Annotated in this window: 13 protein-coding genes and 1 tRNA gene; 5 read left to right on the top strand and 9 right to left on the bottom strand. The window is 63.0% G+C overall.

Going from position 1 to position 16,337, the window contains the following annotated elements; all coding sequences use genetic code 11:
- The first annotated feature begins 34 nt into the window (after window positions 1-34).
- Together FAA86_RS03795 and FAA86_RS03790 are read left to right on the top strand one after the other, a co-directional pair.
- The gene (locus FAA86_RS03795) at window positions 35-943 is read left to right on the top strand and encodes a MerR family transcriptional regulator (protein WP_136538451.1); all 909 of its coding nucleotides are present in this window, start codon (window positions 35-37) and stop codon (window positions 941-943) included.
- A 233-nt stretch (window positions 944-1,176) separates the two neighbouring features.
- Complete coding sequence (locus FAA86_RS03790) at window positions 1,177-2,865, top strand: methyl-accepting chemotaxis protein (RefSeq protein WP_136538450.1); 1,689 nt, start codon at window positions 1,177-1,179, stop codon at window positions 2,863-2,865.
- Window positions 2,866-2,901: 36 nt separating this feature from the next.
- Here FAA86_RS03790 and FAA86_RS03785 read toward each other — a convergent pair whose 3' ends face one another.
- Both FAA86_RS03785 and FAA86_RS03780 read right to left on the bottom strand, forming a co-directional pair.
- On the bottom strand, window positions 2,902-3,942 hold the full coding sequence (locus FAA86_RS03785) for a LacI family DNA-binding transcriptional regulator (RefSeq protein WP_167494910.1): 1,041 nt from the start codon (window positions 3,940-3,942) through the stop codon (window positions 2,902-2,904).
- 290 nt (window positions 3,943-4,232) lie between these two features.
- Window positions 4,233-4,309 (bottom strand) — tRNA-Pro (locus FAA86_RS03780).
- A gap of 358 nt (window positions 4,310-4,667) precedes the next feature.
- Between FAA86_RS03780 and FAA86_RS03775 the strand changes: the two genes are divergently transcribed.
- Together FAA86_RS03775 and FAA86_RS03770 are read left to right on the top strand one after the other, a co-directional pair.
- Window positions 4,668-5,087 (top strand): hypothetical protein, encoded by a 420-nt coding sequence (locus tag FAA86_RS03775; RefSeq protein WP_113458324.1) that lies wholly within the window; start codon window positions 4,668-4,670, stop codon window positions 5,085-5,087.
- A 443-nt stretch (window positions 5,088-5,530) separates the two neighbouring features.
- Window positions 5,531-5,791, top strand: coding sequence for a hypothetical protein (locus tag FAA86_RS03770; protein ID WP_136538449.1), 261 nt, complete (start codon window positions 5,531-5,533; stop codon window positions 5,789-5,791).
- Window positions 5,792-5,807: 16 nt separating this feature from the next.
- On the opposite strand, the gene FAA86_RS03765 is transcribed toward FAA86_RS03770, so the two are convergent.
- Window positions 5,808-6,596: a phosphate/phosphite/phosphonate ABC transporter substrate-binding protein gene (locus FAA86_RS03765; RefSeq protein WP_136538448.1), complete on the bottom strand. Its 789-nt coding sequence runs from the start codon at window positions 6,594-6,596 to the stop codon at window positions 5,808-5,810.
- 35 nt (window positions 6,597-6,631) lie between these two features.
- Window positions 6,632-7,555 carry a fatty acid desaturase gene (locus FAA86_RS03760; protein ID WP_136538447.1) on the bottom strand — a complete coding sequence of 308 codons (924 nt, stop codon included), beginning with the start codon at window positions 7,553-7,555 and terminating at the stop codon, window positions 6,632-6,634.
- Window positions 7,556-7,783: 228 nt separating this feature from the next.
- Between FAA86_RS03760 and FAA86_RS03755 the strand changes: the two genes are divergently transcribed.
- Window positions 7,784-8,737 carry a siderophore-interacting protein gene (locus tag FAA86_RS03755; protein WP_136538446.1) on the top strand — a complete coding sequence of 318 codons (954 nt, stop codon included), beginning with the start codon at window positions 7,784-7,786 and terminating at the stop codon, window positions 8,735-8,737.
- Window positions 8,738-8,774: 37 nt separating this feature from the next.
- Here the strand turns inward: FAA86_RS03755 and FAA86_RS03750 are convergent, their stop codons facing one another.
- The 5 genes from FAA86_RS03750 to FAA86_RS03730 are packed head-to-tail and all read right to left on the bottom strand — an operon-like array spanning window position 8,775 to window position 16,222.
- The gene (locus FAA86_RS03750) at window positions 8,775-10,475 is read right to left on the bottom strand and encodes an ABC transporter ATP-binding protein (RefSeq protein ID WP_136538445.1); all 1,701 of its coding nucleotides are present in this window, start codon (window positions 10,473-10,475) and stop codon (window positions 8,775-8,777) included.
- 29 nt (window positions 10,476-10,504) lie between these two features.
- Window positions 10,505-11,278, bottom strand: coding sequence for an ABC transporter ATP-binding protein (locus FAA86_RS03745; protein ID WP_136538444.1), 774 nt, complete (start codon window positions 11,276-11,278; stop codon window positions 10,505-10,507).
- Window positions 11,275-13,233 carry a Fe(3+)-hydroxamate ABC transporter permease FhuB gene (gene fhuB, locus FAA86_RS03740; RefSeq protein WP_136538443.1) on the bottom strand — a complete coding sequence of 653 codons (1,959 nt, stop codon included), beginning with the start codon at window positions 13,231-13,233 and terminating at the stop codon, window positions 11,275-11,277. Before fhuB ends, FAA86_RS03745 begins: the two co-directional genes overlap by 4 nt.
- Window positions 13,230-14,138, bottom strand: coding sequence for an iron-siderophore ABC transporter substrate-binding protein (locus FAA86_RS03735; protein WP_167494882.1), 909 nt, complete (start codon window positions 14,136-14,138; stop codon window positions 13,230-13,232). The genes fhuB and FAA86_RS03735 overlap by 4 nt, the downstream gene beginning before the upstream one ends.
- Window positions 14,132-16,222, bottom strand: a complete 2,091-nt coding sequence (locus FAA86_RS03730; RefSeq protein WP_136538442.1) for a TonB-dependent siderophore receptor — start codon at window positions 16,220-16,222, stop codon at window positions 14,132-14,134. Before FAA86_RS03730 ends, FAA86_RS03735 begins: the two co-directional genes overlap by 7 nt.
- Window positions 16,223-16,337: the final 115 nt, after the last annotated feature.

Below are 16,337 nucleotides of genomic sequence, written 5' to 3'. Positions count from 1 at the left end.
TTGGCTAATATACTCCGTACGAACCGGAGCTAGCATGCATCGAAAACGGCAGGACAAGGGGGAAGCGCTGATCGGCCTCGCCGAGGCGCTCACCACGAGCGGGGTTCCAAAACTCCTGCTTCATGCCTGGGAACGGCGTTATGGAATCGAGCCGGCCGAACGCAGCCCGACGGGACGCCGCTTCTATACACGGGAGCAGGTGGAACGCTTGAGACTGCTGAAGTCCTGCAGCGATGGCGGCCACCGGATCGGCAATCTCGTATCACTGCCGACCGATGCGCTCTTGCGGCTCGAGGCGGAATTGCGGGCCCGCGCGGATCTGTCGGAGGTTTTCGAGGCCGTCAAGGCGATGGACAGCGACCGGCTGCAGAGCCTGTTGCAGGCGCGGGCCGAACGGGACACGCCGGAACAATTCATCCGAACGACCGCGCTTCCGCTGATGCGGGAAATCGGATCCTTATGGGCCAAGGGTGATGCGACGATCGCGGCCGAGCACATGACCACCGCCCAGATCAAGCGTATCCTGGGCGGCTTTTTCGACCAGTGCCCTCAGCCGGCAGGCGATGCGCCGCGTCTGATAGCCACCACCCCGGAGCGGGAAGAGCACGACATCGGCGCGTTGGTTGCAGCCCTTCTTGCCCGGCTGAGGGGGTGGAACGCCCTGTTCCTCGGCGCCAATCTGCCCGCCGCCGAGATCGCCGATGCCGCGCATCGGCGGGATGTCTCCTGCGTCTGCCTCAGTGCCCTGACCGGACGGAAAGCAGCCCTCGAGCGGCACCTGAACGAGTTGCGCACTGCGCTCTCTGCAGACATCGGGATCTGGATCGGGGGGGCCGCCTATCGGCCGGTCTCGACCCTTAACGGCGTCACATACATGGCCGATCTCGAAGTCTTTCTCGACGCCCTCGACCGTTCGGCGTCACATCTCTGCGCGGCCGGCTGAGCGCCCTCCGCCGGCCCCTACACTTCCATTGCATGCTTCGCGCCGTCCTGTCGCGGAAGGCGCTTCCGTTCGAGATCGACGTGTCAGAGCCAGGGTCAGGCACTGCAAAATTTCGCATGAAAGATAGACAAGCCGTTCATATTTTAGCTCTTCATTTATTTTTTGTATGCATTTTTTCTCCAGCTAATGTTCTCAGTGCCAGCGCAGGGGCTGCTGGTCGATCGGAGGAAATGATGGGACTGCCGGGGTTTGCGAATGCCAAGACTGTTGCCAAGACGCTGGCGCTGGACGCGCTGCAGGCCAACGTGATGGTGGCCGATGCCAATCTGAACATCACCTACATGAACCCGGCGGTCATGGAGCTGCTGAAAGAAGCGGAATCGGACCTGAAGAAGGAATTGCCGAAGTTCAGCGTCGCCTCTCTCATCGGCAGCAATATCGACGTCTTCCACAAGAACCCGTCGCATCAGCGCAACATGCTGGCCGCGCTGAAAAACCGCCACAGCGCCACCATCACGGTCGGCAACCGTGTGTTCGACCTGCTCGTGACGCCACTGAAACAGGGCGCCAAGACCGTCGGCTTCGTCGTGGAATGGGCCGACGCCAAGGCACGCCTGCTGAATGTCGACTATGCTGCCCAAATCGCCGCCATCTCGCGGTCCCAAGCGATCATCGAATTCACCGTCGATGGCGCGATCATGGGGGCCAACGAGAACTTCCTGAACCTGATGGGCTACTCGCTGCCGGAGCTGATTGGCAAGAATCACAGCATGTTCGTCGAGCGAGACTATGCCACGTCGAATGACTACAAGGCCTTCTGGCAGGCCCTGCGCGAAGGTCGCTATCAGAGCTCGGAGTTCAAGCGCGTCACAAAGACGGGCAAGGAAGTCATCATCTCGGCCTCCTACAACCCGATCCTGGATATTAATGGCAAGGTGGTGAAGGTGGTGAAGTTCGCGACTGACGTCACCGCCCGCGTGCGGACCGTCAGTTCGCTCGGCGAGGCCCTCAAGCGTCTCTGTTCGGGCGACTTTGGCTTCCAACTGACGGAGCCCTTCTCGGCCGAATTCGAGTTCCTGCGCCATGATCTCAACCGCTCGGTCTCGCAGCTGCGCGATACCTTCCAGGAGATTTCCACCAGCGTGGATCTGATCAGCCAGGGCACAAGGGAAATCACCCAGGGCGTCGGTGACCTGTCGCGGCGCACGGAGAGTCAGGCGGCCAATCTCGAAGAGACGGCCGCAGCGCTCGAAGAAATCACCGCCAATGTCGGCTCGTCTGCCCAGCGCGCCCAGGAAGCCCGCACGGTGGCCGGCTCTGCCAAGTCCAGCGCCGAAAAATCCGGCGATGTGGTGGCCCATGCGGTGGATGCGATGAGCCGCATCGAAGACTCGTCGTCGAAGATCTCCAACATCATCGGCGTGATCGACGAAATCGCCTTCCAGACCAACCTGCTGGCGCTCAATGCCGGTGTCGAAGCGGCCCGCGCGGGCGAAGCCGGGCGCGGCTTTGCTGTCGTTGCCCAGGAAGTGCGCGAACTGGCGCAGCGCTCGGCCAAGGCCGCCAAGGAGATCAAGGATCTCATCCAGAATTCCGCCACGGAGGTCGCGTCCGGCGTGAAGCTGGTCAGTGACACCGGTGGGGCGCTGAAGTCGATCAGTCAGCTCATCGTCGAAATCAACGACCATGTTGTGGCAATCTCGACCGCCGCACGCGAACAGTCATCCGGCCTTGTCGAGGTCAACAGCGCCGTCAACGGCATGGACCAGATGACCCAGCAGAATGCGGCCATGGTCGAGGAAAGCAGTGCGGCGGCCGCAACCCTTTCCAACGAAACCCAGAAGCTGCAGGGCATGATCGGCCAGTTCAATCTCGGCAATCACGGCGGGAGCGCGATGCACCGCCAGGCGCGCGCCGCCTGACCGTCACGCCTGCGGATCGACCGGGGTGACGTCGTGTCACCCCGTTCGGGCTGTCGAGCCGCGCTGGACCAGCTGATAGCCGAGATCGACCCGCTTCGTCGGCGAGGTGTCGGATCCCGCCGCCCTGATGATCATGTCGACGGCGCGATAGCCGATCTCATAGCGCGGGACACGGACCGAGGTGATGGCTGGAAAGGCAAAGCCGGCATAATCGAGATCGTTGAAGCCGCAGATGCCGAAATCCTGAGGCACAGCCAATCCCCGCCGCTGGCATTCGAAGAGCACGCCGAGCGCGATATCGTCATTGTGACAGAAGGCGGCCTCGGCATCGGGCGCCTCGCTTTTCAAACGGTCGAGAAGATGGCAGCCCAAGCCGACGCTGGTGCTACCATCGATGGAGAGGACGAGCGCGGGATCGAAGAGGCCAGCCTCCTCCAGCACGGCGCGGAAGCCCTCCAGACGACGGCGGGCGCGAAAATCCCAGGCGCCGCCGAGCATGGCGATGCGGCGATAGCCTTTCTCCAGCAGATGACGCGTGGCGGTCTTGGCAGCCTGCCGATGGTCGATGCCGATCGCCATATCCGACGGTTCGCGACTGACGTCCATGATCTCGACCACCGGGCAAGGGGCATGTCGCAGGAGATCGTCAATTGCCGGATCGCCAATCTGGCCGACGTGGATGAGGCCTGCCGGGTTCTGCGAGAGAAAGAAACGCAACTGACGAAGCTGGTCCTCGGTGTCCGTCTCGGCACTTGCATACTGAATCCGGAGATCGGAAGAGCGCACCCGATCCTCGATGCCCCGGATCAGCGCAAGGAACGCGTGGCTGGTCAGGCCGGGAGACATGACGCCGACGAGGCCGCTGTTCTTGCTGGCCAGTGCTCTGGCCGCGAGGTCGGGCACATAACCCATCTCTTCAACGACTTTCAGGATCGCTTCGCGCAAGGGCGGAGAGACCTTTTCCGGTTCACGCAAGGCGCGGGAGACCGTGATTGCGCTGACCCCGGCCTGATGGGCAACATCGGACAACGTGATCTTGTCCTGGCGCTGGCGACGTTTTCTTGAACCTGAAGTCATGCTCACCAGACCGTTTCTTTGCAATCATTGGTAGCAGCCGCCGATATGCCGCCATCAGGGCACAGGCTCTCAAATGCAATTCAAGATAGCCTAATCTACATGCCTCAGCAACGGCTTGCAGGGGATACCCCCAACTCTCAAGTGAAGCCGAGATAGGTATTCACCACCACTGTTTGTAAAGAATACAACCTGACACCAGAGCGGCCGGAACGGCCAAAACAACGCGCTAACGGGCGTCAGAGCGTCTCGGGGATGGTTTAGAGGAAGTCGGGATTTTCGGGAAGATCAGCTGGTCGGAGTGGAGTGATTCGAACACTCGACCCCCACGTCCCGAACGTGGTGCGCTACCAGACTGCGCTACACTCCGTGACCAGCGGCGCCTCTATAGACCAGCGTTTTTCGTTGCACAAGCAGGGAATCGCAAAAAGCCGCGAGAAAGTTGAAACATTCGTGACAGGTCCGCGTATCGCCCTGATTTCTTGGGTCTGTGCGACCGATCAGGCAGGACAAAGGTGCGGCTGATAGTGGCCAAAGAGCTGTTACGCCGCTCAACAAGACGGGTGCCGTTGCCAAGAAGTCACCGGTCGGAAATTTCAAGTATCGGTCGCATCCATCCATTTCGCGCCTGATGGTTTCGCAGTAAAGCAGTCATGGGCTGGTTGTGGCCGACGGTGCGTCGTGGACGACTGTGGGACCGGCCTTACAGGGGTTCAAAGGACACTCACATGAATTTGCTGAAGAGCATGACATCCGGATTGATCGCGACAGCCTGCCTTGCTGCCGCGGGCTGCACGACGACAGGGGGACTTCCGAAAAACGAGATCGAGACGCGGTGGAACGGCCAGCAGGCGGGTGCCTTCTTCGCCAAGTTCGGTCCGCCCGTCTCGGATGCCGCCTCCGGTGCCTCGACGCTCTATACTTGGCGCGGCGGCTTCAACACCCGCACCGTTCCGGCAACCTATGAAGATCTCGGCGACGGCAAAAAGGGCAAACTGTTGACCCGCGCGCGCACCGAATATCTGCGCTGCGAAGTCCAGCTCACGGTCTCCTCCGATTATGTCATCCGCGGCGTGCGCACCGTTGTCGATCGCCCCGGCACCAATGGCGGCAAGAGCTATTGCGCCGAGTTCCTGACGGCCGACTGACCTTACACTGACGGCACAGTCAAGAGCCTCCGGCCGATCTGGCGCGGAGGCTTTTTCATGTCGTGAAACGCAAATTCTGCCATGCCCGCTGATCGGGCCATGCTTCTCGTCGCGAGGGCCTCATGCCCCAGAGGGAACGCCCGGGTGATGCGAAATTGGGAGAGCGCCGTGGATGACGCCCTCCCCCGATACGCAATACAGAAACCGAGCGCTTCGCGACGCATTACCTTGGTGGAAGCGCCTTCTATATAGAGAGATCAAGGTTAACAGATGACTTACGGACCGTGAGGTTTATGGTTAATTTTCAGTGACCTAGCAGTTCTTGTCGAGACGCTGCCACAAGCTCTGCGAGGCTGTGGAAAGCCTTGAAAACCAGGCGTTCCAGTATGCCCGCCTTATCTCAGCACTTGACGATGTTCTTGTTTTGTTCAAGATCACCATTCATGACCCGCGTGATCGATACTCTTGGAAAAGCCATCCGCCACAACATGCTCGTGGTCGCGACCTGTCGCGACTGCCAGCGCCAGGGGCGGTTCCTGGCCAAGGACCTCGCGACCTTCTACGGACAGGGTCGCGACCCCCATTCGCTCAAATTCCGCTGCACCCATTGCGACACGCGCAACAGCAAGATCACGCTGATGGGCAATCCCTATGACCGCACGCCTGAGACCATCGTCTGGCGCCCGGTGAAGGTGAAGCTGTAACTGGTCGAAGCCGGTCTCAAGGGAGATCCGAATAACCTGCCCTGATTGCCGCCTGCTCGTGCTGCAGAAGGATGTCGTAAGCCGTCTCCTCCAGAACCACCACATCCTTCAGGCCGAGCACGGCGCGGGCTTCCAGGAGCTCGGGGGCGGTCATCGCGGCCTTCAGGGCAGACCGCAAGGCGGTCAGTTCCTCGTCGGTTGCCGACAGTCGGGTGATGAAGGGAAGATTAGGGCCATACGGGGTCTTGTCGAGAACGACGAGGCCCTCCAGTCGCTCCGGGGCGTGTCGGCGCAGGAGGTCGAAGGTGATGCAATCGATGGCTGCGAGATCGGCGGCGCCTCTCTGCACGGCCGCCATGCTGGCAATATGCCCGCCGGTCTCGACGACGCGCGAAAAGAAGGGCTTGCCTCCGGCATGCGGGGCGATGGCGGCGCGCAGGAGATTGTAGCCGGAATTGCTGCCGCGCTCGTTGATCGCCACCGTCAAGCCAGCGCAGGCGGCAAGGTCTGCCGGCGCATCCGCTTTGCGCATCACGATGACGCTGCACATATTGAAGCCTTCGCAGCCCGGTGCATCATAAACCGGGGTTGCGACGAGACGCACCCGGCCGCGCAGGCGCTTTACGAAGGGGAAGCCGCAGGTCTGGGCGAGGATGAGGCGCGGATCGAGCCAGGCCTCGTGATGGGCGACTTGCTCGTCCAGGGTCTCGGGAACGCCGGTCATGCCCGCCCCGCGCAGGTGATCGCGCAGGAAGGCCCAGAGCGCGCGCTCAGCCTCCACCACCACCGGCGGTGCGACATACATTGCGAGGCTGGCGAGCCTCGTCTTTCCCGCCCCGGTCAGGAGTGCCTCGGATGGGTCGGGCGATCGTGCTTGCGGAAGAGGAAGCGACGGGCCACATCGACATAGCCGCGATAGACGAGACCGCCATTGAGCCGCACCAGGAAATCGCGGTGGCGCTCGTAGAAGCGGGGCAGCATGTACCAGGGCAGGCCCGGCACGCGGTGATGCAGCACATGCAGGTTGTTGTAGAGGAAGAGCAGGCCGAAGAGCGGGCTGCGCTCGACGATGGCCGTGCGCTCCTCGTGATTGTCGGCAAAGCGATGTTCGGCATAGGAGCGCAGGCGCGACAGCGCCGTGCCGCAATAAACGAAGCCGAAGAAGAAGAGCAGGAAGGGCATCTCGCAGATGACCAGCACCCACCAGAGGACGGCAGCGACGCCGATGGCATGGCCCGCCCAGAGACGCCGGCTGTCGCCCTCGCCGCGGATGACCTTCATCGCCTCATGCCAGAGGAAGGAGCCGAGGATGATGGCCGGGCCGACGGTCAGGCGGCCGGCGAGCGTCAGGTTGAATTCGCGCAGCGTCCGGCCGAACCAGCCGAAGCGGTCCCAGTCCTTGGCTGTGAAATAATAGGATTCCGGATCCTCGATCGGATCGGTCAGATGCTCGTCGCGATGATGGGCGAGATGGCTTTCCTTGTAGACATGATAGGGAAGCCAGAGCGAGATCGGCGGCACGCCGATCGCATCGTTGAGCCAGACATGGCGGGTCGGGTGATTGTGGATGACCTCATGCTGCAGCGAGCCGTGCCAGGCGATGAGCCAGGCCCCGAGCGGGACCAGTATCCAGATGGGAATGTCGCGCCAGAAATAAGTGAGGCAACCAAAGCCTCCGTATATCAGAGCGGCCAGTGCAACGGTCGGCCATTCGATGCGCGCAATGCGCGGTAGTGCGATCTCACCCTCGGCAAGATGTGCCATGCAGTCCCCACAGAGAATTCCCCATGGACGGATTGTTTAGCGCGATTTCAAACGATTCGCTTTGGCAAAAGCGGCATGTTTCGCCGCGAAACGAGCAGGATAAGGCGGATTTTGGCTTGTTTCGGGGTGAATTGGGTCACACGGCCCTATCGCGCGAACGGGCGATTATAGTTGACATTGCTGCTCATGTTTATAGACGGAGAAGATCCACTAGCGTGAGGGTGAAACATGACGCACCGGTTGGCCGGGACGATCAAGGGGCAGCATAGCCAGGCTCTTGAATTGCTTGAAGCGCATGCCTCGCGTCTTGACGTTGCCTTGACGGGCACAGACGACGAACGACGGTTTTCGATCTGGAGCAGCACGGCCGTGTTTCGTCGGCTCGATGGCGATTGCGTCGTTGAACTTGAGAGCCCAGAGCAGCGCCTGCTTTTGACATTGCAGGGCAATCTTGCCGAAGTGTTCGATGAACGCGGTATGACCATTGAATGGGAACAGGTCAACGAAGGGGCGCTGGCCCCCGGGCTTTCCCTGATGCAGGTCGAGTCAATCATCCGCGTTTCGCCCGGCTTCAGCCGTGTGCGTCTGAGAGGCGATGAAGCGCCACGCTTTGCGACCGGCAGCCTGCATTTCCGCCTGCTTTTGTCTGCCGATCCCGACGCGCCGGAATGGCCACGGATCGCGCGCACGGGGCGCACCGTCTGGCCGGAGCAGAAGATCCACAGGCCTGTCTACACGGTGGCGGCGCAGGACGAGGACTGGCTCGACTTCGACATCTTCCACCACGCTGGCAGCCCCACTTGCGACTGGATCGGCCGGAAGCCCGTTGAAGAGACGGTGGGGGTCATGGGACCCGGCGGCGGCTGGTGCCCGGCCGCGCCGAACCTGCTTCTGTTCGGCGACGAGACAGCCCAGCCAGCCATCGCTCGGATGCTGTCGCTCGCCGAAGGGACGGTGACGGCCGTCCTGACCAGCGCGAGGGAAGACCTCGGTCATCTCGCAGCCGACGAGAGGGTGGCGCGAACCGACGACCTGGTCCAAGCATTGAAATCCGCTGCGGTCCCGGATGACACTTACGTCTGGTTTGCTGCCGATGCCGAGCGTGCCAGGGAGGCGCGGAGCCATCTGGCAGGCCTCGGTCTGGCGAAGAACCGGTTCACGGCTGCGGCCTATTGGAGTTGAGGCTCCAGGCGCAGAGGTCTGGCCTCTGGTCCCCCCGTCAGGCGGCGAGCTTGGCGTAGGCCCCTTCCCGCTTCATCAGTTCGGCATGATTGCCGACCTCGACGATCCGGCCCTGCTGCATGACGACGATGCGGTCGGCATTGCGGATCGTTCCGAGCCGGTGGGCGACGACGAGCGTCGTGCGGCCCTTGGACAATTCCTCCAGCGCCGACTGGATTTCCCGCTCCGTCGTGCTGTCGAGGGCGGAGGTCGCTTCGTCGAGCAGCAGGATCGGCGGATCCTTCAGGAAGGCGCGGGCGATCGCGACGCGCTGCTTCTGACCGCCGGAGAGCATGATGCCGCGCTCGCCGACAATCGTCTCCAGCCCCTCGGGCAGGTTCTCCAGCATGGTCGACAGCTGCGCGCGCCGACAGGCCTCCAGGACCTCGTCGTCGCTTGCGCCGATCCGGCCATAGACGATGTTTTCCCGCAGCGTGCCGCCAAACAGGAAGACATCCTGCGACACGAGGCCGATCTGGCGGCGCAGGCTTTCGACGGTCATTGCAGGCAGTGCCATGCCGTCGATGGTGATCGTGCCGGAGGTTGGCTCGTAGAAGCGTGGCAGGAGCGACAGAAGCGTCGACTTGCCGGCACCGGACTCGCCGACAAAGGCGATCGTCTCCCCCGGCTTCACATGCAGTGAAATGTCATGCAGCACGGGGCGACCCGGGGTGAAGGCAAAACAGAGGTCGGAGAAGACGATCTCGCCGCGGAGATTGGAAACCGGCCGCGCATCCGGGCTGTCGGTGATTTCGGGTTCGGTCGCCAGCAGATCGAGATAACGACGGAAGCCGGCAATGCCGCGCGGATAGGTCTCGATGACGGCGCTGATCTTGTCGAGCGGACGGAAGAAGACGCCGACCAGAAGCAGGAAGCCGACGAAACTGCCCGTCGACATGGCACCTGACAGCACATAGGACGAGCCGATGACCATGATCACCACCTGGACGAAGCGCATGCCCATGTAATGCAGCGAGGACGAGGCGGCCATCACCCGGTAGGCGTCGAGCTTGGTCTTGCGGTATCGGGCATTGTCCTTGGCGAACAACTTGCGTTCGTGCTCTTCGTTGGCATAGGCCTGGACGACGCGGATGCCACCGATGGTTTCTTCCAGTCGCACGTTGAAGGCGCCGATGCGGCCGTAGATCTCCTGCCAGGTGCGCGTCATGCGGCCACCATAGATCGAGACGATGGCGACCGTGCCCGGCACGATGAGGGCGGTGACCAGGGCGAGCTCCACATGCAGGTTGAGCATCAGGATGAAGGCGCCGACGAAGGTCATGATGGCGATGAACAGGTCTTCCGGCCCGTGATGGGCGACCTCGCCCACTTCTTCCAGATCCCGCGTGACACGGGCGACCAACTTGCCGGTCCGGGCCGTGTCATACCAGCGCCAAGACAGCGTCGTCAGATGCTCGAAGGCCTTGGCGCGCATGGCGGTTTCGATGTTGATGCCGAGCTTGTGGCCCCAATAGATCACGATCGCCATCAGGGCGGCGTTGACGAGATAGATCGCGAGCAGGCCCGCTGCCGCAATCAGCGTCAGCGTCCAGTTGCCGGTCGGCAGCAGCCTGTCGATGAAGGCGGTGACAGCGAGCGGAAAGGCAAGTTCCAAGAGGCCGGAAGCGACCGCGCAGGAGAAATCCAGCCAGAACAGGCCCTTCCAGGGGCGGTAATAGGCAAAAAATTGTTTCAGCATGCGATATCCTGCAATGGTCCTCTGCACCCTTAAAGGGCGCTGGCGAGCGGGGAGCGGCCGGGACGTGTCACCACATCCATGGCAAGACCGTAGACCCGTGACAAGGCTTCCGGTTGCATCAGATCATCAGGTGATCCGTTCAGCACAACCTTTCCACCCTTCAGCGCGACGATGTGGTCGGAAAAGCGGGCCGCGAGGTTGACGTCGTGCAGCACGACGACCACCGAACGACCGGCTTCCGACAGACGGTGGACGAGATTCATGACCTCGATCTGATGGGCGATGTCGAGCGCCGAAATCGGTTCATCCAGGAGCAACGCATTCGCCCCTTGAGCAAGCAGCATCGCAAGCCAGGCGCGCTGGCGTTCACCACCCGAGAGCGTGTCGACCAGGCGACCTTCATAGTCTGCAAGACCGCATTCGGCGATTGCGGCCTCGACGGCTGCCCGATCCTCTGAACTCGGACGACCGAGCGCGCCGTGCCAGGGATAACGGCCGAGCGCCACGAGCTGGCGAACCGTCATGCCTTCGGCCGGCGGCGTGTATTGCGGAAGATAGGCGAGCGCGCGGGCGTGGTCGCGCGGCGACCAGTCCCGTTGCGGCCGACCGATGGTGCGGATCTCGCCGGCGGTGACTTCGATCTGGCGCGCCAGGGCCTTCGACTTGCCCGAGCCGTTGTGGCCGATCAGCGCGACGGTGCGGCCTGCGGGAATGTCGAGGTCGAGGCCGTCGATCACCCGGCGCGGCGTGCGGCCTCCGCCGAGGTCGATGGTGAGATCGCGGATTTCAAACAGGCAGGTCATCGCGTCTGTCTCGTCATGGTGAGCAGGAGCCAGGGCGTCCCGATCAGGGTCGCAAACAGGCCGAGCGGGAGTTCGTAGGGAAAGGCGGCGAGCCGCGCGCCGGCATCGGCCAGCATCATCAGGAAGCCGCCGATCAGCATGGCGCCGGCGGTGAAGGCGGCGGCCGAGTTGAGCCCGATCCTGCGGGCGATATGCGGCGCCATCAGTCCCACGAAGCTGACGGGCCCGACCAAAACGGTTGCCGTGCCGGTGGCGACCCCGGCGACCAGGAAGAGGCTGACACGGGCAAAGCGCGAGAGCCCCAGTGCGGAGGCGATTTCGACACCGAGCGGCAAGACAGCCAGCCACCGCGCCGCGAGCAGAGAGAAGATCATGAGGAGCACGGCGAGCGCAACCAGGATCACCGCCTCGACCATGCCGATCGCCGAGGTGGAGCCGGCAAGCCAGGTGAGGATGATCCAGGCACGGGCATCACCGCCTGCCATCATGGCCGAGAGGACGGCCGATGCCAGCGCGCTGAGCGCCAGTCCCATCAGCAGGATGCGTTCGGAAGGCAGGCCCGCCTTCATCGCCGCGCGCGCGACGATCAGCAAGACCACGGCTCCACCCAGTGCTGTGGCAATCAGGAACATCCATGGCTGGGGCATGGGCACGAAAAAGACCGCCAGGCCGAAGCCGAGGGCCGCACCGGCGGAAACGCCCATGACCTCTGGCGAAGCGAGCGGATTGGATGTCGTTCTCTGCAGAATGGCACCGGCACCGGCCAGCAACGCGCCGGCAGCAATGGCCGCGACCAGGCGTGGCAGGCGCAGCGGCAAGAAGGCGGCAATGTCGCCGGCCTGGAGGAAGCTCCAGCCGCCGGGGCCGCGGCCAAGCGCCAGCCCGATCAGCGATCCGGCGACCAGCAGGACCGCCAGGACCGCAAGCGGCCGCCAGGCTGAACCGGTCTGCTGCGTCGCTGTCGCCTCTCCAGAGGCGGGCGGGGTGCGGCCGGACAGCCGCGGCAGGAGCCAGAGCATCAGCGGCCCGCCGATCAGGCCCGTGACGGCGCCGACCGGGAACATCTCGCCAACGGCGTGATCGATCAGCAGCACGCCGCTGTCGCAGAGGAGAAGAAGGCCAGCGCCGGCGGCCATGCAGGCGAGAAGCCTTGTGGTTTCGGTCCGCAGCCCGAGCGTGCGCACGATCGTTGGCGCCGCCAGACCGATGAAGCCGATCAGCCCGACTTCGGCCGAGACAATGGCGGTCAGGAGAACGGCAACGGCAATGACGACCAAGCGGACGAGACCGACGCGCAGGCCGAGGGCACCGGCCGTTTCCGCGCCAATCGCCAGAAGCTGCATCGGCCTGATCAGACCGAGGGCCAGGACAAGGCAGACGCCCAGCGCGAAAGCGAGACGGATGACGGCCGACCAATCCTGCTGGACCAGAGACCCGCCGTTCCAGATCACCAGCGACAGCAGGTATTGGCCGCGGGCAAGGGTCAATGCCGTGGCAAGGCTCGAGGCCATCAGGCCGACAAGCATGCCGACCACGACCATGCGGGCCGGCTCGAAGCCCCGTCTCTGGCCGAGGATGAGAACGAGGGCTGCAGACGCGGCGGCGCCGGCCAGAGCCACCGGCAACCGGCCTTGCGCGAGAACTGCCGGCGCAAAGAGCGTGGCGCAAACGAGAGCCAGTTGCGCTCCGGCGGAGACACCGAGCACGGTCGGATCGGCGAGCGGATTGCGCAGCACACGCTGCAACAGGGCGCCGGCAAGACCGAGTGCCGCTCCGACCAGCAGCGCGACCACAGCGCGCGGCATCAGACCGAAGACGAGGCGGATCTCGGCGACGCTGCGATCGCCGGCCGGCACAAGCGCCTCGGGCCAGGCAGCGAGCGGCAGCAGGGCGTTTGCGGCGACAAACCACAGCAACGCGCCTGCAGCCAGGAGAAGAAGGGGCAGCAATTTCATGCGGTGGCCAGTGCGTCTGCGAGGCCTTCGGCAAAGGCGAGGCCAGAGGGCACGCCGCCGAAGGCATTGGTGGCGGCCAGTTGGTGAACGCGGCCTGCCTTGACGGGGGAAAGCGCATTCCACAGCACGGAACGCTGCAACTGCGCCTGTGCCTCGATCGGGATCGGGCTGACGATCACGAAACTGGCGTCGGACATCTCCGCCAGGCGATCGATCGGCACGGGGGCGGCAAAGGAGAATTGCGTCCCATCCTGCCAGGCGTTGACGAGGCCGAGCCGTGTCAGCGTCGAGCCGTAGAGACTGTCGAAACCGAAGGCGCGGAAATGACGGGAATCGCCGAAATCAATCAGCATGACGGGCCGGCCGACCTGCGGTTTGAGACGGTTGGCGATGCGGTCGAACCGGTCTTCCGCCGCCCGTCGTGCCCGTTCTCCCGCTTGTCGATCGCCTAGTCGTTCGGCGAGCCCTTCGAGGGCATTGAGCGCATGCGGCAGCGAGGGTTCGCCGCGGACAAACAACGGCAGGCTGAAGACGGGTGCGACCGCCGAAAGAGCTGCTTCGTGCCGGGTGTAGAATGGGGAGGAAAGGATCAGGTCGGGTGCTGCGAACCGCAACTGCTCGAAATTGGGAGCGCCGCGCAGGCCAAGATCGAGCGTCTCTTGCGGCAGCGGAACGGCCGGACTTTCGACGCGGAAGCGGATCAATTCGCAGGCCGCGACCGGCTTATGCCCCAGCGCCCAGGCGGTTTCCAGCATGGCCCAGTCGATGGCTGCCAGACGCAGGTCTGCGGCGCCTGAAGACGCCGCAGAGGTCGCGTGAAGCGGAGACGAGAGGCCGGCGAACCCCGTGGCAGCAAGGAGCTGCAGGAAGGCGCGCCGGCGATAGGATCGATCGAGCTTTACCACCGGACGGTCAGGGTTCCCATGACGGAGCGGCCGGAGCCGTAATAGCAACCGAACGAGCCGCAATTGGCGACATAGGTTTCGTCTGTCAGGTTGTTCACGTTCACCGCAAGCGTGGCCTTATCCGTCACCTTGTACTTCGCGGCCAGATCGACCAGCGTTACGGGATCGAGTTCATAGGTGTTGGCATTGTCGCCGAAGCGCTCGCCGATGTAGCGGATGCCGCCGGCAAGGGTCAGCCCTTCCAGAGCCGTATCCTCGGCAAAGTCGTAAGCCAGCCAGAGGCTGCCGGTGTGGCGCGGCATGTTGGCCGGCATCTTGCCGTCATTCGTGCCTACCTGCTCGGCGTCGTTGTAGCTGTAGGCCGCCTTGACGCTCCAGCCCATGGCAATCTCGGCGGCTCCCTCGATCTCAAGACCGCGCGACTTGACCTGACCGATCTGGCGGATGCCGCTCAGGCCGCCCTCGCTGACCGTCACACTCACATTGTCCTGCGTCAGATCGTAGAGGGCGACAGAGAAGAGACCCTCGAACGAGGTCGGCTGGTATTTCACGCCGATTTCCCACTGTTCACCAGTCGTCGGTTTCAGTTGGTTGCCGTCGATGTCGGTGCCGATTTCGGGATCGAATGAGGTTGCATAACTGACATAGGGGGCAAAACCGCTGTCGAAGACATAGGACAGACCGACATTGCCTGTCGTGGCGCTGTCCTGCTGGTCGATGACCGTCGCGCCGGAGAAGTTGTTGGTCGACGTGCCTTGCTGGTCTGTCCAGTCGTGCCGGATACCAAGCGTCGCGCGCCACTTGTCGTAAGACAGCTCATCCTGGGCATAGATGCCGGCTTGTTCGAGCGTCAGGTCGTCGGTCTTGATGTACCAGGGCGCGCCGACAGTCGCGGATGTAGGGTTCGTCAAATCGAGCGCCGAAGAGGTGGCAAATTCGGTCGTGGTGTTGTCACCATATTTGCGCAGATCCAGGCCGAAGAGCAGCTTGTGATCAACCACGCCCGTCTGCACGTCGCCGGAGACGCGGGTATCGAGGTTGGCCGTCCAGGTGTCTTCATCCTGGAAGATCACACCACGATTGATCGTCGAGGGTGCCGTCAGGGTTGAGACATAAAAGCCCGTATAGTCCCAATCGAACTTCTGGTAGCGCGCCGACTGGTCGAGCGCCCAGCCGCTGTCGAACTCATGGTGCAGCTCATAGCCGAGATTCGTCATCCGGCGATCGGAGTCGTCGACCGACGCGTCACCCGCGTAAAGGTCGCGCAGGTCTTCGTCATTGCCCTGCCCCGTCAGAGCGAAGGGAATGCCGGCCGGGGTGATGGGGGAATCCTTTTGATAGGATCCGAGGAAATCGATTGTGGTCGCATCCGAAGGCGACCAGCGGGTGGCGAGACCGAGATAGCCGCGCTTGTTGGTCAGCTCGTCGATGTCTTCCTCGGTTTTGGCGAGCTTGCCCGTCAGCCTTGCCGCAAACGTGTCGGTCAGGGCCTTGTTGGCATCGAAAAAGACTTCCGCATCGCCATCGATCGAAAGGCCTGTTCCTGCTTCATAGGCATCTTTGAACTGGGCATGCTTCTGCACCATGTTGATCACGCCCGCGGGCGTGCCGGAGCCATAGAGGCTGGAAGCCGGGCCCTTCAACACTTCGACCCGCTCCAGACCATAGATGTCGTAGGAGGGCGCGCCTTGGGACCGCATCAGCCGCAGGCCGTTCAGATACTGAGCGTTGCGCATGTCGAAACCACGCAGCACAGGGCTGTCGAACCGCGGATCGGCACCGAAGGGCTCGCCAACGACACCGGCGGTGGTCGACAAGGCCTGGCCCAGCGTCTCGGCTCCGCGATCGTCGATTTCGTCCCGGGTGACGACCGACACCGAGCGCTGGGTTTCAAGGACCGGCGCGCCGGTCTTGGTGCCCGAGGCTGCGCTCTTTGCAACATAGCCTTCTGTCGGCGCGGTCGGATCGCCCTGCCCAGAGACGACGATCTCGTTCAATTCCGTCGTTGCGGCCTCCTGGGCGACAGCAGCGGCATGAAGGGCAAGGAGACTGGCTCCGGCGAAAAGGGCTATCCTGGTGTTCATGGTCCATCCAACAAGACGAAGGGAATTCATGACTGAATAAGTCTTGTTTTTGGACGGCGCTTGAACGAAAGCTCCGCGATTTGACTGGATCTGCTCAATTTTCGCAATTTCGCCT

The organism is Rhizobium rosettiformans W3 (assembly GCF_004912135.1).
Lineage (GTDB): Bacteria > Pseudomonadota > Alphaproteobacteria > Rhizobiales > Rhizobiaceae > Allorhizobium > Allorhizobium rosettiformans.
Note: the sequence above shows the minus strand (reverse complement) of the source record. Positions and strands in the feature narration are given on the sequence as shown.